18 protein-coding genes and 2 pseudogenes are annotated in these 23438 nt (G+C 32.4%); 13 read left to right on the top strand and 7 right to left on the bottom strand.

Annotation, left to right across the window (positions count from 1 at the left end; genetic code table 11):
* Positions 1-12: 12 nt before the first annotated feature.
* Positions 13-789 carry a MerR family transcriptional regulator gene (locus DN408_RS23645; RefSeq protein ID WP_002166967.1) on the bottom strand — a complete coding sequence of 259 codons (777 nt, stop codon included), beginning with the start codon at positions 787-789 and terminating at the stop codon, positions 13-15.
* Positions 790-1173: 384 nt separating this feature from the next.
* Here DN408_RS23645 and DN408_RS31610 point away from each other — a divergent pair, with 384 nt between their 5' ends.
* Positions 1174-1341 carry a hypothetical protein gene (locus tag DN408_RS31610; RefSeq protein WP_002166966.1) on the top strand — a complete coding sequence of 56 codons (168 nt, stop codon included), beginning with the start codon at positions 1174-1176 and terminating at the stop codon, positions 1339-1341.
* 59 nt (positions 1342-1400) lie between these two features.
* Here the strand turns inward: DN408_RS31610 and DN408_RS23640 are convergent, their stop codons facing one another.
* The 3 genes from DN408_RS23640 to DN408_RS23635 all read right to left on the bottom strand — a co-directional run bounded on the left by DN408_RS23640 (position 1401) and on the right by DN408_RS23635 (position 3953).
* A complete protein-coding gene (locus DN408_RS23640) occupies positions 1401-1673 on the bottom strand; it encodes an HU family DNA-binding protein (protein ID WP_002166965.1) in 273 nt (90 codons plus the stop codon).
* Positions 1674-1765: 92 nt separating this feature from the next.
* Positions 1766-1936: a hypothetical protein gene (locus DN408_RS31605; protein ID WP_002166964.1), complete on the bottom strand. Its 171-nt coding sequence runs from the start codon at positions 1934-1936 to the stop codon at positions 1766-1768.
* A gap of 298 nt (positions 1937-2234) precedes the next feature.
* On the bottom strand, positions 2235-3953 hold the full coding sequence (locus tag DN408_RS23635; protein WP_147740416.1) for a methyl-accepting chemotaxis protein: 1719 nt from the start codon (positions 3951-3953) through the stop codon (positions 2235-2237).
* Positions 3954-4278: 325 nt separating this feature from the next.
* Here DN408_RS23635 and DN408_RS23630 point away from each other — a divergent pair.
* A pseudogene (locus DN408_RS23630) lies at positions 4279-4587 on the top strand (HBL/NHE enterotoxin family protein); the annotation flags it as partial.
* A gap of 873 nt (positions 4588-5460) precedes the next feature.
* Here DN408_RS23630 and DN408_RS32215 read toward each other — a convergent pair.
* The 3 genes from DN408_RS32215 to DN408_RS23615 form a co-directional block, all read right to left on the bottom strand.
* Positions 5461-5616, bottom strand: coding sequence for a SpaA isopeptide-forming pilin-related protein (locus DN408_RS32215; protein ID WP_232304723.1), 156 nt, complete (start codon positions 5614-5616; stop codon positions 5461-5463).
* Positions 5588-5800 carry a hypothetical protein gene (locus tag DN408_RS23620; protein ID WP_002166962.1) on the bottom strand — a complete coding sequence of 71 codons (213 nt, stop codon included), beginning with the start codon at positions 5798-5800 and terminating at the stop codon, positions 5588-5590. Before DN408_RS23620 ends, DN408_RS32215 begins: the two co-directional genes overlap by 29 nt.
* A 119-nt stretch (positions 5801-5919) precedes the next feature.
* Complete coding sequence (locus DN408_RS23615) at positions 5920-6090, bottom strand: cell surface protein (RefSeq protein WP_002166961.1); 171 nt, start codon at positions 6088-6090, stop codon at positions 5920-5922.
* Positions 6091-6432: 342 nt separating this feature from the next.
* Here DN408_RS23615 and DN408_RS23610 point away from each other — a divergent pair, with 342 nt between their 5' ends.
* From DN408_RS23610 to DN408_RS23560, 11 genes and pseudogenes are all read left to right on the top strand, one after another.
* Positions 6433-7662 (top strand): helix-turn-helix domain-containing protein, encoded by a 1230-nt coding sequence (locus DN408_RS23610; RefSeq protein ID WP_002166960.1) that lies wholly within the window; start codon positions 6433-6435, stop codon positions 7660-7662.
* A 93-nt stretch (positions 7663-7755) separates the two neighbouring features.
* Positions 7756-8083, top strand: a pseudogene (locus tag DN408_RS32210) (DDE-type integrase/transposase/recombinase); the annotation flags it as partial.
* A gap of 1111 nt (positions 8084-9194) precedes the next feature.
* The gene (gene hblC, locus DN408_RS23600) at positions 9195-10514 is read left to right on the top strand and encodes a hemolysin BL lytic component L2 (RefSeq protein ID WP_002128071.1); all 1320 of its coding nucleotides are present in this window, start codon (positions 9195-9197) and stop codon (positions 10512-10514) included.
* 61 nt (positions 10515-10575) lie between these two features.
* Positions 10576-11796: a hemolytic enterotoxin HBL lytic component L1 gene (gene hblD, locus DN408_RS23595; protein ID WP_078178959.1), complete on the top strand. Its 1221-nt coding sequence runs from the start codon at positions 10576-10578 to the stop codon at positions 11794-11796.
* A 36-nt stretch (positions 11797-11832) separates the two neighbouring features.
* On the top strand, positions 11833-12960 hold the full coding sequence (gene hblA, locus DN408_RS23590) for a hemolysin BL binding component B (protein ID WP_016127245.1): 1128 nt from the start codon (positions 11833-11835) through the stop codon (positions 12958-12960).
* Positions 12961-13285: 325 nt separating this feature from the next.
* On the top strand, positions 13286-14683 hold the full coding sequence (gene hblB / locus DN408_RS23585) for a hemolysin BL regulatory component HblB (RefSeq protein ID WP_078178958.1): 1398 nt from the start codon (positions 13286-13288) through the stop codon (positions 14681-14683).
* A gap of 688 nt (positions 14684-15371) precedes the next feature.
* Positions 15372-17777 carry a PAS domain S-box protein gene (locus tag DN408_RS23580; RefSeq protein ID WP_000584270.1) on the top strand — a complete coding sequence of 802 codons (2406 nt, stop codon included), beginning with the start codon at positions 15372-15374 and terminating at the stop codon, positions 17775-17777.
* 275 nt (positions 17778-18052) lie between these two features.
* Positions 18053-20269: a binary toxin-like calcium binding domain-containing protein gene (locus DN408_RS23575; RefSeq protein ID WP_002185464.1), complete on the top strand. Its 2217-nt coding sequence runs from the start codon at positions 18053-18055 to the stop codon at positions 20267-20269.
* A gap of 372 nt (positions 20270-20641) precedes the next feature.
* A complete protein-coding gene (locus DN408_RS23570; protein ID WP_002017159.1) occupies positions 20642-21355 on the top strand; it encodes a response regulator transcription factor in 714 nt (237 codons plus the stop codon).
* A complete protein-coding gene (locus DN408_RS23565) occupies positions 21352-22410 on the top strand; it encodes a sensor histidine kinase (protein WP_002128066.1) in 1059 nt (352 codons plus the stop codon). Before DN408_RS23570 ends, DN408_RS23565 begins: the two co-directional genes overlap by 4 nt.
* Before the next feature lie 98 nt (positions 22411-22508).
* On the top strand, positions 22509-23006 hold the full coding sequence (locus DN408_RS23560) for a DM13 domain-containing protein (RefSeq protein ID WP_002017161.1): 498 nt from the start codon (positions 22509-22511) through the stop codon (positions 23004-23006).
* Positions 23007-23438: the final 432 nt, after the last annotated feature.

Below are 23438 nucleotides of genomic sequence, written 5' to 3'. Positions count from 1 at the left end.
CTGTTATATTTTTCAATCTACCTTTGGAGTATACATACCATTCTGAATCATATAATACTCCATCGCTTGATTTAACCATTCTTCCTCTTCTTTTGTATATGGGGAGGAAAACATATTTTCAAGCCTTTCTTTTTCTAGATCTTCTAAATCTTGTATAGCGTATATCGCTTCTTCACCAACAAATTCAAATGTTGCCTTCATATGCTTATCTACTAACTCTTGTACCTCAGGATCCTGCACCGATTTTCCCATCAACCTTTTTACTTCCTTAGACAACTGAATAAATTCTTTATCTAATGCCACTAGTTCTTCTTTAGGCTTGTTAAATAACTGATCAGCCACATCTTTTGATATATGTTGTTCAACCCATAGTCGTTGGTCCTTCTCTATTTGCATGCTGTTAATTAAACTCATTAAAACTGGACTATCAACTTCTCCTTCATCTGCTATTAATTCAATCGTGCGATTAATAGCGTTTAATGTGGTTTCAATTTGTTCTTTTTTCTGCTCGAAAGCCTTTTTTTGTTTTTGTAATGTGTCATTTAAGTTTGAATTAAAACTAGACTCCTTCATCATTTTACCGATTTGTTCCAAACTATAGCCTAAAAATTTAAAACTAACTATTTTTTGCAACGTAAGGACATCCTGGTCATTGTATTGCCGATGACCAGAAGAAAGTTGCTTTTCAGCTTTGAGTAACCCTATTTCATCATAATAATGTAATGTTCGTATTGACGTCCCGGTTTTAGCAGAAAATTCTCCAATTGAATATTTTTTATTATTACTCATCTTACATTCTCCCTTCTTTATTCAAACCTGTTTACCTTGATCATACTACCTCACGTAACTGTAGGTACAAGTTTAAAAATTCAATTTTCTAGTATCAAGAATATAAACTATTCTTTATGGATGGGAGAAAAAGCATTTTTATCAAACTTTATTCAAAAGATACATGTACATCCTAGATAGAAAAAATACCGTTTTTTCGTTATGGGGGTACCACAAAATCTTAGCTTGATAGCGATGTGGTAGGACCCCCATTCTCAAAAATTAACAAATATGATACGATTTTCTTTAAGCGATGTTTCTTAAAACTAAATGGTAGTTCAAGTTAGGGGAAGGGCACTCATACGGGTGCCTTTTTCTTTAGAAATCATTAAAGGAGAGTGCAACATGACTATTATCAACTTGGATACTTTTCGAAAACAAAAAGAAAAACAAATGGTGACGGTACCAATTATTGAACGGATATACAAAGAAGATGGCGAGATTAAGACTGAAGTATCTGGGGAACAAGAAGTTTCTAAAGTCTGGCTAAACAGACACGATAAGAAAGTATAATATGTTACTAAAGAAAAAGAATCTGATATGAATATCAGATTCTTTTTCACTATGTATAATTATTTCACTGCTGCTTTTAATTCTTTTCCAGCTTTAAAAGCAGGGACTTTAGATGCAGCGATTTGCATTTCCTCACCTGTTTGTGGATTACGTCCTGTACGTGCAGATCTTTCACGTACTTCAAATGTACCAAAACCAAGAATTTGTACTTTCTCTTCATTTGCAAGCGCATTTGTTATAGCATCTAATACAGCTTGTGTTGCTACAGCTGCATCTTTTTGTGTAAGTTCTGCTTTTTCTGCTACCATTTTTGTTAATTCGGTTTTATTCATTTTTGCACCTCTTTAAATGTAATAAGAGATTATTATAACGTATCTACGTTTCTCAAGTAAACAAAGATATATAGAAAAAGCCCTAGCAAGAATTACTTTTGCTTTGTCTTGTTCTGTAGTTTCTTCTTTTTTTGAACAAAGGCCTTTAACTTCTTTAAATAATCAATTTCCATACGCAAACGTTCATTTTCTTCTTTTAATGCCTCTATAGACCCTTCAACAATCTCATGATTTAATTTTGATATTGTATTTGTGTTTTTCATAGCTGGACGTCCTCTCTTCTTTGTATACAGGGAATCTACGAACTGTTTCATATTGTTACTATCTTGTTTGGTATTCAATATTTTATTATTAAATTGGCATGGAATAAATCCAATAAAATTCAATAAGTATAGACAAAAAAGCTTATCCTTTAGTACTTTTTGATAAGCTTTTTTATTATTGTCTTCATCTCTTTTTCGTTTTAGGGGTATTTTGATTTGTTGATTTTATAGCCTGTTAGCGATGGGGCGAAACCACATGTCAATCAAGCTTAAAGTAATTGTTTTTAACTTTTATTTTTTATTCTTTAATTTTAAATCGTGAAATTAATCCTTCTAATTCTGTATTTTTATTCTTTATTTGCATGGCTTGATTTGTTATTTCTGTAATGGCTGATGCTTGCGTTTGAATGGCTTGTACGGTTTGATTTGTATCTATCGCTACTCTTGTAGAAGTTTCTGATACTACTGATAGTGAAGCGTTAATTTCTTCAGTTCCAGCAGACATTTCTTCTGTTGTAGCTGATACTTCTTGGATTTGACGCGTTATCTTATGAATGTCTTTCATGATTGTTGAAAAGGCTTCGTCTGCTTCATTAGCAGCATTTCTTCCTTGGGTAGCTTCTTCGTGTCCTTTTCTCATGATTTGAACAGTATCTTTTGTATCTTGCTGGATTGATTTAATTAAATCATTAATTTCATTTGCGGATTGCTTGGATTGTTCAGCTAAATCTCTCACTTCAGCTGCAACAACTGCAAATCCTTTTCCATTTTCTCCTGCACGTGCTGCTTCGATTGCAGCATTTAAAGCAAGAAGATTTGTTTGTTCCGCAATATTTGTAATCGCGTCTAAAGCTTTATCTATGTGTTGTGTGCGCATAATAAGACGTTCTATCACCGTAGATGTTTCTTCAACAACTGTATGCACATTATTCATTTGAATAATAGATTGCTTGATTACTTTACTACCATTATTTACACGATCTGTTGTAGCGACAGATACTTCAGCAACAGTTGATGCTGATTCAGCTACTGATTGAACTCCATTTGTTAGGTCATTCATTGCTGTTGAACTTTCATGAATATTAGTAACTTGTCCTTCTATTTGTTTATTTACTTCATTAATTGTTAGAACAGCTTCGTTAGATATTTTAGATGCCTGTTTTGTATTCTGCAACATACTGTCAGTAGAGGAGGTAACTTCGTATGTCGTTACTTGTATTTTCTCAATTAAATGTTGTAAATTATCTAACATGTTATTAAAAGAAGTAACAATAGCTCCTAATTCATCATTTGCTTGATAGGAAGTACGTATTACTAAATTTCCATCTGCTACTTGTTTTATATCATGCTGTAATAAATTAATCGGACGTTGAATAGCTGTTTTAATGACATATCCAATACATATAATAATTGCAGTCGCAATAACTGAAATAAGAATAAATATCATCATTGCAGTTTTGGCGCTGTGAGCATTACGTTCCTGTAATTGTTCTGCTTGGTTCCTATTAGAATCAGCGAGTTCTTGAATAGACTTTATTGATTTTTGCATAGCGGGCTCAACTTCTTTTAAATAATAAGTATAAGCCTCTTCGTTTTTGTTTTGCATTGCTAAATTTTGTGCTTCTTTCATCTTCGGTCTTAACTCGCCGAAATTCACTTTGAAATTTCCAAAAAACTCCTTTTCTTGTGGGGAGCTTAACGTTGATTCCAAACCTTTTATTAACTGGTCATTTTCTTCACGTACTTTAGACAGATTGTTTGCCAACTCTTTGTTTCTATTTTCATCTGTTGTTATCATAAGTTCCATAAAATTAGCATTAGCATGATAGAAATTAGATTCTAGAGTCTTTACCCGTTGAATTGGAAGTAACATGTCGTTATACATACTTTCAGCATTTTTGTCTGTTTTCTTTAATGCTATTCCCCCTATAAGGGATAAAATGATACATGCAATACTCGCTGTAATCATTAATGCATTCAATTTCGTACCAATTTTACTGTTTTTTAGAACTGACATTAAACCACTCCTTATTAAATCTTTATATTACGCTATACATCTCATGATATAAAACAACAAATAACGACATGTTTTTTTAGAAATGTTTTTAGTTGTTATTTTTTTGTTATAGAGAAATATGCAATTTTGTATATCTAAATAAAAGGAAATATTGTGAGTAATGATATTAAATTATACTAAAATTTTTACAATCTAGTTAAATATAAACACAACTGGTATGACCAAAAAGAAAGGAGAAGGGCACACTAATAGAAGTTTAGTAAAGTTGCAACAGAACCAATTAAACCTTTAAAATTTAGTCCAACTATTTTATCAAAATACACCAATTAATAGGAGGAATTACCATGATAAACCGTTAGTCGCAGGGTTATTAGTTACAGCAGTATCTACAAGTTGCTTCTCACCTGTAAATACTTTTGCAGAAAGTAAGACAAATTATTCACAACAAACAAATAGTCTAAATGAAGCTGCTATGAATAGGTTATCAAATTCGATTAGGACATTAGGATCACAGACGCCATTAATTCAAGGATATGGGCTAATCATATTAAAGCAACCAGACATTGAAGTAAATGCTATACCTGGAATAACAACTGATCAACGTACTGCAAGAGATCATGTTCAAGAATGGCTGAGGAACAGTTAACAGGACAATATAGATTACACTAAGTTAAAGATGTAAAAAAGTATCCAAATAAAAATGAATGCTTTTTCCTTTTATTCACATGAAATTCAAAAAAATGATCATGAATCCCAAAAACGACCTCTCAGATTCCTTTGTAAAGTTTTTGATTACTCAGGGTAATACCATAAGTGTCGATTGAAAAAAATCCTATACGAGAGATAAAAAGGTGGTTAAGCGTCCTTTTGTTTTTGTTCGTAATTTTAAGTTCATAATACTTAAGCCAATTTAATATAATACAATTTCATTTATAGGTAATCTGATTATTAATTAAAAATAAAGGGAAAGATTCAAGTAGCCATATATATTTATCTACAAAAAGTGCCATACAAAGAATGCCTAATACAAAAATGGATTTAAAGTAATAATTCCTAAGTGACATTTCTTTTGTTATAGAATAAACAAATTTGAGGTCAATTTATTGTAAACTAAGTGTCTAATGTCTACTTTTACTTTGGATTTATATTGCAGCACCTCTTAATTAGAGGCGTTGCTTTTTGTTAATTAACAACCATTGTACTCAGAGAATTAATAATATGTTATGTGATGCGGTAATAAAGCTGGGTAGCATAGAGACTGTTAATACAAAGATTAACAACATATAAAAATCTTTTTCATATGTCTTGTCTCATTTGCTATTTCTATTCATTTTGAAATCTATTCATTTCTTCCTCTTTTGCGGAAAAATAAAACCAATGTTGCGACCATCAATATAGTGCCAATTAGATAAAAATAATTGGCACTATACCGCCAGCATTTTGAATATTCCATTCGTTTTTTGTGTTTTTTATTTTTATGTTTTGTACTGATGATAAGACCTCTACCTCAATTGAATCTTCTAAATAACATATATCCATTTGGTGCTTGAATTCCTTCCACTGTGTACTTCCTGAAGCATAGTGGTTCCGAAATAGCCTTACCATCTACATCTGTTGTTAATTTCTCATTCTCTTTACCATCTTTGTCTAAAATTTGGAACACAGCATTTTTTCAGTTTTACTTTTGAACCAGCAACATCCACTTTTTTAATCTCAATTTGTCCAAGTGATTGAATTGAAGTTTTGGCTGTGGGTCCTTGCGGTGGTACAGTTTCTCCTGTGACTTTCGCTGTATTTTGAATTTCTTTTCCAGCTTGCCTCTCGCATGGAATACCACTGTATGCCACTCTGTATTTGTCACATCCTCAAATTTTCCGATTGCTTTTCCTGCATCAAATTCACCCTTGTCTGTGTCGACAGCATATGTCACTGTTTGGCCATCTAACTGTAATATGCCTGGGACATATTACAATCCTTCTGGAAATGTATCCGCAATGGCTAGATTTTTCACAAGACTAGCAAGAAGCGTATTTCTTGTTCGAATCGTATACGCCAGTTCATCCCCTATTTCTGTATTTGTATTTTGTAGGTTTTTCACTGTTTTATCGGATTCTATGATTTGATCTTGTAGAATCAAGAAACGATCTCCGCTCATTTCACTGTCGCTTAGAAAATTACAAGAAAAAGATCTATTTCTTTCCACGCAGATAAAGTGTCTTTCACTCTTTTCCTATCTATTTCGATATTTAGATACTAATTACAAATAAATAATATATGATTCTCACAAAAAATATAGTGATATTTTGTCGTGAATTGTACTATTTTGGTATTATAAAGTGATATTTTGTCGTGAATTGTACTATTTCGATATTTTATAGTAATATTTTGTCGTGAGTTATACCCGACGTCAAATAATTTATGAATCTATAATGGAACAATGTGAAAATTTATCATTTAATCTAATTAAAAGGAGAAGGTAATGAATAATTCCATCGACATACAACACTTGTGTGATCTCGCACATAAAGCCTTTAATGTACCTGTTCATATTTTATCTACAGACAAAAAAATCTTATATCATTCTATTTCTGATGATGTTTGTAATCCATTTTATTCTTCTAGAGAAGAACATCTTAGTGACATTTATCAAGAAAATGATCCCAATAACTTCCCACTTTTCAGATGTAACAGTTATCTTGAAAATTTCGTCCTAATTCATATAGCAAATCATGATTATATAAAAGGGACTATTATAATCGGTCCCACTATACATCCAAAGGGCTCAGGTGATATAACCTTTAAAATTCGAAAAGAATTTAACTCAAATAATAACATTCAAGAAAGACTAGCCTATTATCAGTGCCTACCTGAGATTAAAAAAACTACTTTAATTGATATCGGAATCTTATTACATTACATGATTTTCAATGAAAAGTTAGATGTAGGTATCGTTTTAGAAAAAAATAAATTGCTAGAGGAAGTTCCCTATAAAATTGTGAAATCTGATTTATATATTTTAAAATGCCGACAAAATAATCCTGAAATTCACAACATGGCATTAGTACATAATTATTTTTTAGCAATCAAAGAAGGAAATGAAGAAAAGTTATTACAATATATGTATGCAATTCCAAAAGAAAGTGATGGGATTGTTTTAGCAGCAGATTCACTCAGAAACCAAAAGGTTCTTGGAATTATTACGATTACTCTAGCTACTCGATATGCGATAGATGGTAACCTTCCATCAGATAATGCTTTTTCTCTTAGTCTTTTGTATATACAAACCATGGAACAACTAGATAACGTAGACTCTGTAAAGCGATTGATAGGAGACGCTTTACTTACTTTTGCAAATCGTGTGAAAGAATACAATGCTCAAAAGTATTCAAAAACGATTACTGCATGCCTGAATCATATTAGAAAAAATGTTTACAATGAAATATCTCTCAATAAACTCGCTGATCATTTGGCGATTACCCCTACTTATTTATCTAAATTATTTAAAAAAGAAGTGAGAATTCCTTTAAGTGAATATATTCAAAGGGAACGAATAGAAGAGGCAAAAAAATTATTAACACTAACTACATATCCAGTATTAGATATTTGCACTACGCTTAACTTTCATGACCAAAGTTATTTTATAAGGGTTTTTAAAAAAATTACAAACATGACTCCTAGACAGTATCGCGAAAAATATACTGTAATATAAGCTTTGTATCTGTTTCTTGTACAAAAACTTTAATATACGTGTAAGTAATCTCTAAAACTTGGGCATATTGTTTCTATTACTCTAGAAAGGGTACGTAATTTGGTGAAAATGATGGAGAAACGGGGTTTATCCATTTCTTATACAACTATTATGCGTAGCGTTCATCAGTATGGTTCTGAATTGGACAAATGAATCTGATTTCACCTCAAACCAATGACTCTTGAAGAGTCCATGAAACATATATAAAAGTAAAGAGCAATGGATATATATCATGGTGTTAATTTGAAAGGAAACACAAACCATTTTTTTCTAAGCAAAACAAGAAACCAGAAGGCTGCAAAGCGCTTTTTCAAGAAAGCTTTGCAGCCTTTTCATGTTTTAAAACTTCTTGTTATAACAGATCGATAAGAATCCATTTTATTATCTTCATGTTAAGTATTGAGGTGGTTGGGATGAATTGTATTTCAGAGGTTTTTTATGACTATATAAAGATGTTTTTGAATAATATGGTAAATCAAAGAGCGTGATAAATTAAGTATTTATTAATAGAAATATCGGGAATTTTCCCATAAAACTTAATAATATAACATATATCACTTGATATATCTACATTTTATGCAATTATGCATACCCAAATAAAGGTGATAATGTATAAGTAAACCTATTAAATTATTCTATAAGTATTTTTAAAAAAATAAAACTGTACGGTTAAGCTAAAATAGTTATTAATTAACCGTATACACTTTAATTTGTAATCATTACAATTACAGAGATAAAACTCCTAATTGATTATATTGGTATAATATTTTCAACACGATTTTTTACTTGACAGTTAAATTATCGGGCGCAATCGACAAAATTTTGCTATTTACGCATCGAAAATTTAATGTTTTAATGAACAACATAACTGGTATGACCAGACAGAAAGGAGAAGATTACGCTAATAGGAGTATAGTGAAGTTGCAAGTAACATCATGTTAAGTTTAATTTTCTTAATAATCAGTTAATTTATCAGGAGGTCTAGAGTCTCAAAAGGATCAAGTTTGTAATAAAAGTGTTTTAAGTTACTGCATAACAAAAGTGAATTTATTCCGCAATAAAAGTATAAGCAATGTACAGTATAATTTCATCTTTTGTAGTCTTGTAAGGCTATTGCTGACAAAACTAAAAACCATATTATGAAATTGATATTAAAAAAAGGTCATGACAGGATTAACTCTAGAAGCAATAGTTTATCTATCTTCACGGCTCTGTAAGTTAGCAGCTCTAGGGGAGAAATAATATTTTACTACTCATTGGGCAGCTAATTCAAATATAGCTGATGAATTTTTATCGTTTCCTATTTGAAAAATAGAGTATCTAAATGAGAGGGAAGTAAAATCTTTAGATCCTATTAGAAGTAAATAATAACGATAACACCCTATCCGAAAGACTTCCCCTTCCTCATGCGTGTGCAAGGAGAGAGCCTAGCGCTAGGGCGTACAAGTTATATGAATCGAGTTATAAAAAACAATGGTAAAGGAGTGTACGGAATGAAAAATAAAATAATGACAGGATTTTTAATAACATCCATTGTAACTGGAGCAACTATTCCTATCAATACTCTCGCAACACCAATCGTTCAAGCAGAAACTCAACAGGAAAGCATGGATATTTCTTCATCATTACGAAAATTAGGTGCGCAATCTAAATTAATCCAAACGTATATTGATCAATCTTTAATGAGTCCTAATGTACAGCTAGAGGAAGTCCCAGCTTTAAATACCAATCAATTCCTAATCAAACAAGATATGAAGGAATGGTCATCAGAACTCTATCCACAGTTAATTCTATTAAATTCAAAAAGTAAAGGATTTGTAACGAAATTTAATAGCTATTACCCGACATTAAAATCGTATGTAGACAATAAAGAAGATAGTGAAGGGTTTTTGGATAGACTTGAAGTTCTTCAAGAAATGGCTATGACGAATCAAGAAAATGCGCAACGACAAATTAATGAATTAACAGAACTTAAATTACAGCTTGATAAAAAATTGAAAGATTTCGATACTGATGTGGCAACAGCACAAGGCATACTAAGTACAGATGGAACAGGGAAAATAGATCAGTTAAAAAATGAATTATTAAATACCAAGAAAGCAATTCAAAATGATTTACAACAAATTGCATTAATACCAGGAGCTTTAAATGAGCAGGGATTTGCTATATTCAAAGAAGTTTATAGTCTTTCAAAAGAAATTATTGAACCGGCTGCTCAAGCAGGGATGGCAGCGTATAACAAAGGAAAAGAAATTAACAACTCTATTCTAGAAGCAGAGAAAAAAGCAGCGCAAGAAGCGAAAGAGCAAGGTAAAACTGCTCTAGAAATTGAATCAGCCAAAAAAGCAGCTCGTGAAGCAATTGAGCGAAGCAAACAAGGTGAAATAGCTGCAGCTGCAGCCACAAAAACGCAAGAATATGACCTGATGAAAGCCATTGATACTGAAAAGATTAAGAAAACACTTGGTGTCTTCGCTGAAGTAAATAAACTAACAGCAGAACAGCGAGCATATTTAGATGATTTAGAGAAACAAAATCAAAAAATATATGATTTAACAACGAAACTATCAATAGCAGATTTACAAAAATCAATGCTTCTTCTTTCACAAAATGATTTGCATACGTTTGCAAACCAAGTAGATGTAGAACTTGACCTACTAAAGCGCTATAAAGAAGATTTGGATCTAATAAAAAATAACATTACAAAATTATCTACTAATGTTGATGCAACTAACGAGCAGTCTCAAAAAGATACATTAAGACAATTAAAAAATGTAATAAGTTACCTTGAAGAACAGGTATATAAATTTTGATATTACGTTTTTGAAAAAACTATAAAGATTATAAGAATCTAGCGAAAGAAGGAGAATAGTTATGAAAAAATTCCCATTCAAAGTGCTAACTTTAGCCACTCTGGCAACGGTTATAACTGCTACTACTGGTAACACTATTCATGCATTTGCACAAGAAACGACCGCTCAAGAACAAAAAGTAGGCAATTATGCTTTAGGTCCCGAGGGACTGAAGAAAGCATTGGCTGAAACAGGGTCTCATATTCTTGTAATGGATTTGTACGCAAAAACAATGATTAAGCAACCGAATGTAAATTTATCTAATATCGATTTAGGATCAGAAGGAGGGGAGTTGCTCAAAAATATTCACCTTAATCAAGAACTGTCACGAATCAATGCGAATTATTGGTTAGATAAAGCGAAGCCACAGATTCAAAAAACAGCTCGTAATATTGTAAATTACGATGAACAATTTCAAAATTATTACGACACTTTAGTAGATACTGTACAAAAGAAAGATAAGGCAGGTCTAAAAGAGGGCATAAGTGATTTAATTACTACAATTAATACAAATTCAAAAGAGGTTACAGATGTAATTAAGATGCTACAAGACTTCAAAGGGAAACTATATCAAAATTCTACAGATTTTAAAAATAATGTTGGTGGTCCAGATGGGAAAGGTGGATTAACTGCAATATTAGCAGGTCAACAGGCAACGATTCCGCAACTTCAAACTGAAATTGAGCAACTTCGTTCTACTCAGAAAAAACATTTTGATGATGTATTAGCATGGTCAATTGGTGGTGGATTGGGAGCAGCTATTTTAGTTATTGCAGCTATTGGAGGAGCAGTTGTAATTGTTGTAACTGGTGGTACAGCAACACCAGCTGTTGTTGGTGGACTTTCAGCTCTTGGAGCAGCTGGTATCGGTCTAGGAACTGCGGCGGGTGTCACGGCATCTAAGCATATGGACTCCTATAACGAAATTTCTAACAAAATCGGAGAATTAAGTATGAAAGCAGATCGTGCTAATCAAGCAGTTCTTTCGCTTACTAACGCGAAAGAAACATTGGCATATCTATATCAGACTGTAGATCAAGCGATATTATCTCTAACAAATATTCAAAAGCAATGGAATACAATGGGCGCAAATTATACAGATTTACTGGATAATATCGATTCTATGCAAGACCACAAATTCTCTTTAATACCGGATGATTTAAAAGCTGCTAAAGAAAGTTGGAATGATATTCATAAAGATGCAGAATTCATTTCAAAAGATATTGCTTTTAAACAGGAATAGAACTGAAAATTAAAACCTAAATTGGAGGAAAATGAAATGATAAAAAAAATCCCTTACAAATTACTCGCTGTATCGACGTTATTAACTATTACAACCGCTAATGTAGTTTCACCAGTAGCAACTTTTGCAAGTGAAATTGAACAAACGAACAATGGAGATACGGCTCTTTCTGCAAATGAAGCGAGAATGAAAGAGACCTTGCAAAAAGCCGGGTTATTTGCAAAATCTATGAATGCCTATTCTTATATGTTAATTAAAAATCCAGATGTGAACTTTGAAGGAATTACTATTAATGGATATGTGGATTTACCTGGTAGAATTGTACAAGATCAAAAGAATGCAAGAGCACATGCTGTTACTTGGGATACAAAAGTAAAAAAACAGCTTTTAGATACATTGACGGGCATTGTTGAATACGACACAACATTTGACAATTATTATGAAACAATGGTAGAGGCGATTAATACAGGGGATGGAGAAACTTTAAAAGAAGGGATTACAGATTTACGAGGTGAAATTCAACAAAATCAAAAGGTTGCACAACAACTAATAGAAGAATTAACTAAATTAAGAGACTCTATTGGACAAGATGTTAGAGCATTTGGAAGCAATAAAGATCTCTTGCAGTCGATTTTAAAAAACCAAGGTGCAGATGTTGAAGCCGATCAAAAGCGTCTAGAAGAAGTATTAGGATCAGTAAACTATTATAAACAATTAGAATCTGATGGGTTTAATGTAATGAAGGGTGCTATTTTGGGTCTACCGATAATTGGCGGTATTATAGTGGGAGTAGCAAGAGATAATTTAGGTAAGTTAGAGCCTTTATTAGCAGAATTACGTCAGACCGTGGATTATAAAGTAACATTAAATCGCGTAGTTGGAGTTGCTTATAGTAATATTAATGAAATGCACAAGGCACTTGATGATGCTATTAACGCTCTTACTTATATGTCCACGCAGTGGCATGATTTAGATTCTCAATATTCGGGCGTTCTAGGGCATATTGAGAATGCAGCTCAAAAAGCGGATCAAAATAAATTTAAATTCTTAAAACCTAATTTAAATGCAGCGAAAGACAGTTGGAAAACATTAAGAACAGATGCTGTTACATTAAAAGAAGGGATAAAGGAATTAAAAGTGGAAACTGTTACTCCACAAAAATAGGGAAATATTAATTCTGTTGCAAAGTGAACCATAACATAGAGAGTCTATGATTACACTGTTAAACAGTAAAGCGATAATTAATAAATCCTTATATATTAAAAAGGCGGAGTCTCATTAAAGACTTCGCCTTTCACTTATATATAAGTTTTATCCAAATAAAAAGATAGCCATGTAGTTTACTTGTTTTTAAAAATTTGTAACAGAATCGATTAATAGGGGACAGTTTATATAGATTCGCTTAATAATATCGAATCTATGCAACTACATCGTCTTTTAATAAGAATAGGACTTGAAATCATACTCTATACAGGAGGAATAAGAAAAGATGAAAAAAAAACCTTATAAAATACTGGCTGTATCAGCATTTTTAATTATGACAACTACCTATGCAGTCACACCAGTAGCAACCTTTGCAATTGAAACTGAACAAACGAACACTGGAGATATGTCTCTTTCAGCAAATGAAGAAAAGATGAAAAAAACTGTACAAGATGCTGGGTTATTTGCAAAAGCTATGAATGAATATTCTTATTTGCTAATTAATAATCCGGATGTGAGTTTTGAAGGAATTTCTATTAATGGGTATGCAGATTTACCTAGTAAAATTGTACTGGATCAAAAGAATGCAAGAGCACATGCTGTTACATGGAATACAAAAGTAAAAAAACAGCTTTTAGATACATTGACCGGCATTATTGAATACGATACAAAGTTTGAAAATTATTATGAAACATTAGTAGAGGCGATCAATAATGGAAATGGGGATACTTTAAAAAAGGGGATTACTGATTTAAGGGGGGGAATTCAACGAAACCAAAAGTCTGCAAAAGCATTAATAGAAGAATTAACTAAATTTAAAAACGCTATTGGAGAAGATGTTAGAGTATTTGGAAGCCATAAAGAGACCTTGCAATCGATTTTAAAAAACCAAGGAGCTGATGTGGAGACTGATCAAAAGCGTTTAGATGAAGTTTTAGGACAAGTAAACTATTATAAGAAATTAGAATCTGATGGATTAATAATGGTGAAAATACCTTTTATCCCCACGCTTATTTCTGGTGGCATAATGATAGGTACTGCTAGAGATAATTTAGGTCGATTAGAGCCTGCTTTAGCAGAATTACGTAAAACTGTTGATTATAAAATTACATTAAATCGTGTAGTCGGAGTTGCATTTCATAATATTAGCGATATGCATAGTACGATTGATAGTGCTATTACTGCTCTTACTTATATGTCCACACAATGGGATGATTTAGACTCTCAATATTCGGGCGTACTGGGGCATATTGATAAAGCTGATGAAAAAGCTGATCAAAATAGATATAAATTTTTAAAGCCTAACTTGAATTCAGCTAAAGATAGTTGGAAAACATTAAGAACAGATGTTGTCACATTACTAGAAGGCATAAAAATTGCAGAGAAGAAAGAACAGGATTTTATGAATCTACTTCGTCCATCAAACGTTTTTTACTTTTATAAAAAAATCCATAACGCATACACTTTTGAAATAAAGACTGGAACAAATGCACCAAATGCGTCTTATAAAGTTATGAATTTAACTAAAAACACTGTTCATCATATGTGGAGTGGAGGTGCTAATACAAGCATGTGGGCTGACTGGCTTTCATTCAATCCAAATGATGAATTTGCGGTGGTAGTAGTAGTGGATGGGAAAGAATATGTTGTGTATAAAGACAAAGTAGAAAATATAATGAACTGAACCCAAAAAAATGCATTAATTGGGGATGGTACACATCGCTATCAAGCTAAGAAAAACAAATACCCCCAGAACGAAATTTTGTGCTAACTTTTAACAGAAAAGCTCATTTTTTCGTTTTGGGGTGAATCTATTTTCTTAAGTTGATGGGCATGGGGATGGTACACTAAACTAGACACCAAGTTAAGTGAAAAATTGAACGGCATAAGGCTCCTTATTTCCTAGAACACCTAGCTAAAGCAAAAGAATTTGTACAGTAAAAAAGTGAATATTGAATCAAGGTGCTGGTTGCTTTATGTGTATGGCTTAACCAAAAGATTGCAAATACATTAAAAGAGCAACTTGTAATAAAGATATTGCAATATTTTTAAAGCGAAAAGCCGAAATTGAGGAATTTGAAGAATTGTAATAGTGAAGGAATTGATTAATTTATAAAAAACATAGGAATTAAATATTCCTACGTTTTTTTGTACATAACATTTAAATAAAAAGAGAGAATAAACACCTTATTTTTGGGGTGTTTGAAGGTTCAAATGGAAGATTCCCTGGTTTTCGATTTGAATCAATATGATACTATTTACATGTACTGTCATGTAGGGAATTATATTTTTTACACCTGAACTGTTTGTACTATTTGTAGGATTTTCTGTTTTTTTGTCGAATATATCTTTAATGCAAGGAGGGACATTACATGATTATTAAAGACTATTTCATCAATCTTTCTATTTTTTCTTTATTAGTTAGCGCAGCGATATTTATTCAAGTGTTTTTGATTCATTCCAGGCGATATTTCGAAAAATTCTATGGAGGGATTATTGCAGTTACTTTGATGCTCTTTTCTTTTCCATACATGGGATTTTCCTACGATCTTCGAGTTGTTCCTCTTATTTTATCTTTTATTTACTTTGGTCGCATTGCTGGTTGGATTACATTAATTAGCATTATTATCATGCGTATCTTTTACATTGGAGGTTACTGGGAACCTCCTGTGATTGCTTATTTAGGTTTGGGTATCCTATTTGTTACTTTTAAAACATATTTTAAAAACCTTCATCCTTTTAAAAGTGCATCTTTATATTTTTCTGTTTTTGTTGGAATAAAGTGGTTAGTTGGTGTATTCTTTAATACTAAGTTACTTTACACTGGAGGCTTATTATATATAGCTTTAGGGCTTTTAATTGGGCTATTTCTTATGGAAGCCTACCAGAGATTATATTATTTAACACAGGACTTATCTAAAATGAATCGGGAATTAAAAAAATCCAAGCAAGAACTCACAGATACCGTACATGAGCTTCAAGGAGGGATTTTTAAATTTAAAAAAGTGGGTAAGCACTTTATACACACTTTATGTGATGGACAGTTTTATTATCAAAAAGGATTTTATTCTGAACAGGTGGTAGGGAAAAGCTTACGGACTATTGATGCTTCTATTGTTCCACCACATTTAGTTCCACAATTGATGAAGTATTATCTTCAGGCATGGGAAGGGAAAGAAAATATATTCGAATTACCCTGGCCAGATGATAAAACGATTATTCTTATTGCACTTAGGCCGATTAAACGAAATGGACAAGTTATGGAAGTTGTTGGTTCTATAGTCGATATAACCGAAAGGAAAAAGGTAGAATCAGAATTAAGAGCTACCAAAGAATTACTAGAATCATTTATAAAGCATAATGTAGATGCTATTACCATTTCTGATCGAGAAGGGCATATTTTACAAGCAAATAAAGCTTATGAAAAGATATTTGGATGGTCATTACAAGAAATCATAGGTAAGAGATTACCCTGTGTACCAGATTTCTTAATGGAAGAATCACTTGGAAATATTCAGAAAATTCTAACGAAAGAATCCGTAGTTACTAGATTAGAAACTGTTAGACGACGTAACGATGGAAGTCTTCTTGATGTCAGTCTGACAGTTTCTCCTATACTAGACGTAAGAGGAAATGTGTTAGCTTTATCTGCAATATGTAGAGACATCTCTGAAAGAAAACAAGCAGAAAGAGAACGACATCGATTACACCAACAATTAAAAGATAGTGAAATGAAGTACCGTGCACTAATCGAACAAGCAACTGATGCAGTATATGTAGTAGAGCTGAATGAAAATCATGTTCCAAGTCGATTCATTGAGGTAAACCCTGTTGGTTGTAAAAGATTTGGATATAGTAGAGAAGAGCTGCTCTCGTTACCATTTCCAAATGTAGTACCACAAGATTCTAAAATGATTGTAAGGTTGTTAAAAAGAATTAGAGAGGGACAAACTTCCTTCACTTTGCAAGATGAATATGTTTTTCCAACAGGAAAAATAATAACAACTGAGTTTAGTGTCCGTGTTTTTAACTTAAATGGTAAAAAAGTTTTCCTAAGTATTTCTCGTGATATCACTGAACGGCTAAAAACAGAAGAATTACTACGGAAATCTGAAAAACTTGCTGTCGTAGGACAATTAGCGACTGCAATGGCTCATGAAATTAATAATCCATTAACCGCAATGAAAGGGTTTATGCAATTACTAAAATCAACGGAAACTGAGAATAATCGGGGTTATATAAATATAGTATCATCAGAGATTGAGCGTATAGAAAGTATTACTAATGAATTTATGGCGGTAGCCAAACCACAGGTGGTAAAGATACAACCTAATGATATTAGTGTGCTAATGGATCAAGTTTTAATGCTACTGCAACCTCAAGCAATGATGAATAATATAAAAATTAGAATTGATTTTACACCTGGTATTCCACTGATTCCATGTGAAGGAAATCAATTAAAACAAGTATTTGTTAATATTATAAAAAATGCAATTGAATCCATGCCAACAGGAGGAGAAATTTTGATTCAATTTGATAAACTTGATAATAATCAAATAAGGATTCGCTTTATCGATCAAGGATGTGGGATTCCAAAAGAACGTATACCATATTTAGGAGAACCTTTTTACAGTATTAAGGAAGAGGGAATCGGCTTAGGATTAATGGTCTGTTATAAAATTATTGAAACACACCAGGGGAAGGTATTTATTGAGAGTGAAGTGAATAAGGGGACTATAGTTGAAGTCACTCTCCCAATTTGCACACTTCAAAATTAATACATTCTTTTACTGAAATTTTATAAGTTAGTGAGCAGTTAGCTTTGGCTAGCTGCTTTTTTGTATATATTGTAATCGATTCTTCATATTACGGCTTTTTGATGTTTCATATATAGATTTTATGGCTTTTAAAAACTCTGTAAGTGTTTTGTAATATTTACGAGAGACTTTTTTAACAGTTATGAGAGAGAAAAGAAAGATTTGTTATATATGATGAAATTAATCTTACTAGTAGGTGTTCTAATGGACCTAGAAACCAAGGAGGAAAAATAACAATGAAACAATTGAAGCCAGCAATTAGTGTATTAGGTAGTGTATCGATGGCACTGACTTTAGCATCTCCTGCTTTAGCAGATGTAAAACAACCGAATCCAGGAGGTACAGTTGAAATATTCAAAGAGAATGCAAATGTAAAAAAAGAAGATAAGAATTTCACGCTCGGATCTGATGGGGAAATAGGTTCACTCATTACACAAAACATTGAAATGGCAAACAACGATTGGGATAAAGATGGTATTTCCAACGACTTAGAGATTAATGGATATAAAATTGAATTCAATTCACAAACTGGAAAAAATGAAGCGAAAGCATGGGATCCCGAGAAGGATAAAGGGAAACCAAAATTTATATCGAATCCTATGAATGCAAATACGGATGGTGATCCTTTTACTGATATGTATGAGGTTGAGAATTATAACAACGATTCTGATACTAATTTCAATCCGATAGTTGCCAACATGCCGAATTTGCAAATTGGTGTCAAACGAATTGAAGTAATTCCTATTGCAACCATTACGGATAATAATGGCGGATCAGTTAGTAGAGGATGGGAAAAAAGTGTATCTACACAACATTCATTTAATGTAGGTTTAAGTGGTTCAGGTGGTGTAGAAGGCTCAGCAGCCGGTCCTGTTCCTTCCGGAAGTGTTTCAGCAAATGTGGGATACGGATATTCAAAAACAACTACGGAAACGGAGAGTTATACAAATAATTTTGATTGGTCTACTGCAACAACTGTGGACACAGCGAACGCAGCAAAATTACGGGTACATTTGGAATATAAGAATGTAGGAACAGCATCCGCTGAAAATGTTTCGCCTCATTTTAATATTCGTTTAGGAAACAAAATTATTAATACTGTAAAGGCAACACAAGATCGTTATAAAGCAAACTATTTAAGTACAGAAAAAGGTGGACGGAATAAAACAGAAGTAGTAATTGACAGTTTAGAAGGACAAGCAGATGCGAATATTGTCTTATCTTTGGATGAATTGAAAGCTGTTGAACAAGGGGAACTTCTTTCGATTGAAGTTTTACCTACAAGTACAATGGATTTATCTATTGAAAAAGGTGAAGAAATTATGCATTTGGGGGATTCAGGGAGATATGAGTCTAGAGTAAATGCAGTTACTGAACAATTAGAAACAGATATAGGAAATATACCAAAGTTTAGGGTATATACTCCTAAAGACAAATCTCTTGCTGATAAGCCAGTTTTATCCTATAACGAAGTTTTTCAACAGGTAAATATAGATACGAAAAAAGTAAATCATATTGTAAACAAGGCTAAAAGTACTAATAACGTATCAGTGGTTTCAGCTAATAATGGAACTGATGCATTGAACGATTTAAAAGCGGGACAGGGAGATCGCGGTTATTTACATAAAGACTCTGTACACGGAGCTTTTGCAAAGCTACAGCAACCAACATTAGTAGAAGGTAGTTATGATTCTGTGACGCAAAAGATTAGGGCAACAATTTTACCTGGTTTATTTGGAGTGAGTAAAGATATTCCTACTACTTATAGTAAGAAATGGAATGCTCCGTCACAAACAGTAACACTGGTTAAACGTGAAAATGGATTTACATATGAGTCTAGAGAAAATATACACCCTATTAAATCTGAAATTGCTGCGCACAGAAAAGTTACATTTGAAATCAATGACGCACACAATCTAACGCCTACACAAAAGATTGATACTGAAATTAAAGCTAATAAAGAATTTGAAGATTATGTAGTAGATAATTCAGGTGAATTTGTTACAGAAGGAGTTCCTTATACCGTGGCTTCATATGGAAATACAGCTTATTTAGGAAGTCATCATGCAGGGAATAAATGGGAGTATCTTTGGGCTGAAAAATCTAGCGATGAAAAAGTGAATGTAATTATTGAAAGAGTAGGTCAACCTAAACCTGGAAAACCAATTAAAAAGGATGAAGAGGTATTAATTAAATTTCAAAATCCTATTTATTCAGATTATGCATATTTAAAACTTCAAGATAGTTATATCCATTTAGATCAAAAACAGAACGCAAGTACTTTTAAATTTAATCATGCATATCCAAAGAATTTCACTGGACACCATAAGCAATGGAACATACTATCTAATGGTAATAAGTTAAAGGTAGGATATTTAATCGATTATATGAAATATGGTAATGGAGAGAATGGGACTGATACTATAGCATGGAATCTATCAAGAGTTCAGTAATAGGTAACAGTTCTGTTGCTAAGTTTGGAAAGAGAACTGGAAATGAATTGAATCCGAAAAGTTAGATACAATAATTTAGGTTACTAATAAGGAATGAGTTCGATGGTGAATCGGACTCATTCCTTTTAATTTATATAATTTAGAAACTACTATTTTAAATACTTATCTAGTCATATAAGTAATCAAATGTTAAGATTACTATCTGTATTACATGATTTATTTTCCGAATTTTCATTCGTTTCGAGGGTGAAATGTGGAATTCTGATTTATTTATGTGATTAGTTTTTATATCTTTACCTATAAAGATATTTTTATTGGGTAATAGAAAAAATAAATTTTTTGTTATTGGTGAAAAAGAAGTGAGGATAGTATATGAAGAAAAGAATTTTAATCGTAGAAGATGAAGAAAATATTCGAGAAGTATGCAAACGGTATTTAGAAAGAGAAGAATATGAAGTTTATACCGCTGTAAATGGTAAAGAAGGTTGGGATTTATTTCTTACACATCAACCAGATTTAATTATATTAGATTTGATGATGCCAAAAAAAGATGGATGGGAATTATGCGAGGAAATTCGTCAACAATCAAATGTCCCTATTATTATGTTAACTGCTAAGGGAGAGGAAAGGGATCGAATTTTAGGCTTAACAATGGGGGCAGATGATTATTTAACAAAGCCATTTTCCCCTCGTGAATTAGTATTAAGGGTTCAAATTATACTAAGAAGAGGAAGCCATGTACAAATACAAGCGAAAGAATCCTTATTGGAAGTGATAGAGTTTCCAGATTTAAAAATATATCCAAAGACAAGATATGTACTTGTTTGTAATAAGGAAGTGGAGTTAACGGTGAAAGAGTTTGAGGTACTTTATCTCATGGCAAAGCATCCAAAACAAGTATTTTCTCGCTCGCAGCTTCTTGAATTAATTTGGGATTTTGGACATGAAGGAGCATCAAACACAGTTACCGTGTTAGTGAGTCGTTTACGTGAAAAACTCGAGAAGCATACGATAAAGAATCGTTGGATTCATACGGTTTGGGGTATAGGATATCGCTTTGAGCCAAATGGAGGAAATGAAACATGAGATTACGTATTCAATTGTTACTCATGAATCTATTAAGTACTAGTATTATGGTAATTGCTATATGGTATAGTGATACGAAAATGTTACTTGAACCGGAACAAACGCGGTTATTAACAGTAATTGCATTTGTGGCATTCATTATTTCAACGTTTATTTATTGGTTAATGACACGTCCTATCATGAGATCTATACAAAATTTAATAAAATTGACGAAACAATTTAGTGATAGACACTTTGAAACGATGTATATAATTGGGCAAGAACCACGTGAGTTTAAAGAATTGGCAACAGCCTTTCAACAGATGGCAAAAAAATTAGAAGAAGGGTTTACTAAGTTAGAGGAACAGGAAAACTCTCGTAAGGAGCTAATTACCAATATCTCACACGACTTACGAACACCTATGACTAGCATGCAAATGATGATAGAAGCATTACAAGATAACCTGATTGAAGATCCTGAAATGAAAAAGCAATACTTAGCAACGGTTTTAAAAGAAATAGAAAGATTAAATGGATTAATTAACGACTTATTTGATCTTTCAAAGTTAGAGTTTGAGCAAGTAGATTTTCATCCAAGTTTCACACATTTAGATAAAGTTCTATTAGATGTATTAGAGTCACATTCTGTCTTATTAGGAGACAAACAAATTCATGTGCAATTGGATGTCCCTGATACATTACCTCGACTTTTGATTATGCCTTGTAAAATAGAAAGGGTCATAGGTAATTTATTACATAATGCAATTCGATATTCTCCTATCTCTGGAACAATTGAATTGACTGTAGTGGAAAATAAACCAACTCAACAGGTCCAATTCACTTTGCGGGATGAAGGAATGGGAATTTCTCCAAATGATCAATTACGCGTATTTGAACGTTTTTTTAGAACAGATCGATCAAGAAGTTCACAATCTGGAGGTTCCGGACTTGGATTAGCTATTGCAAAATCATTGATTGAAATGCACAAAGGGGAAATTGGTGTAAGGAATCGCGCAGATGGTAAGCAGGGAAGTGAATTTTGGTTCACTCTTCCCATCACATCAGTAAAAAAATAAGACGGCTGAAAGACTTTTGTAACATTTACGTTAGAAAAATGAAAGACCTTCTTGTTAACATACTACTACACAGTATGTTACAGGAGGTTTTTTACTTTATGAAAAGAAAATATGTATGGCTTATAGGTGGTTTGATAATTGTATTGGGGATTTTATGGTCATTGTTCCGACCAGAGAAATTATTTATTGATAAGCACGTAAATGAATCATTGCCACAAGCAGAGATACAATCAACTGAAGTAAGGCAACAAAGTGATCGAGTAATAAGGGAAGGTCAGTTTCAAAACGGTGTCCATGAAACAACTGGAACGGCAAAAATTTACCAATTAGCGGATGGAAAACGTGTTTTACGACTTTCTGATTTTGCAACATCTAATGGGCCAGATGTACGAGTTGTATTAGTTCCTACAAATCGTTTGAAAAATAATGAAGACGTGAAAAACTATCAGTATATTGAATTAGGAAAATTAAAGGGAAATAAAGGAGACCAAAACTACGAAATTCCTGAAGGGATAGATGTAAGTGAATATGGTTCGGTTTCTGTTTGGTGTAAAAGATTTAATGAAAACTTTGGTGCGGTTTATTTTAATAATTAAATATGAACTTAAAATTTCCTCTTACAGGCAAAATTCATCGGGGTAATGATAATAGTTGCAGCGGACTTAGTTGCTAAGAAGGGCACTCATAAGAGTGTTTTTTTCATATTCTTCAATATTTGTATATTTTAGAGCTATTGGACGTTTACGGAGAGATTTTATTTAGTGTGGAAGCGTACTGTCTGTGAATAGAAGGATGAATAATATGTTACAGGAAAACATAACTCTTTTATAACTTAATTTTGAAGGAACATATACTTTTTTCATTTATCGGCTTGTAAAGAAGTATGGAAATTAAAGTTTATAATTTAAAAGTCAGCTTAAAGATGCAATAAGCAATTTGAATAGTAATCTTAAGTAAATAAAAAAGAGAGAGGAGCATCGATGAGCTCTTCTCTCTTTTTAAATCTAATTAGGGTTTCCATAACTGTA

Origin of the sequence: Bacillus sp. AR13-1 (assembly GCF_008042285.1) — a bacterium.
In the GTDB taxonomy this organism is placed as follows: Bacteria; Bacillota; Bacilli; order Bacillales; family Bacillaceae_G; genus Bacillus_A; species Bacillus_A mycoides.
The sequence above is the reverse complement of the archived record's forward strand: the minus strand, read 5'-3'. Positions and strand labels throughout refer to the sequence as shown.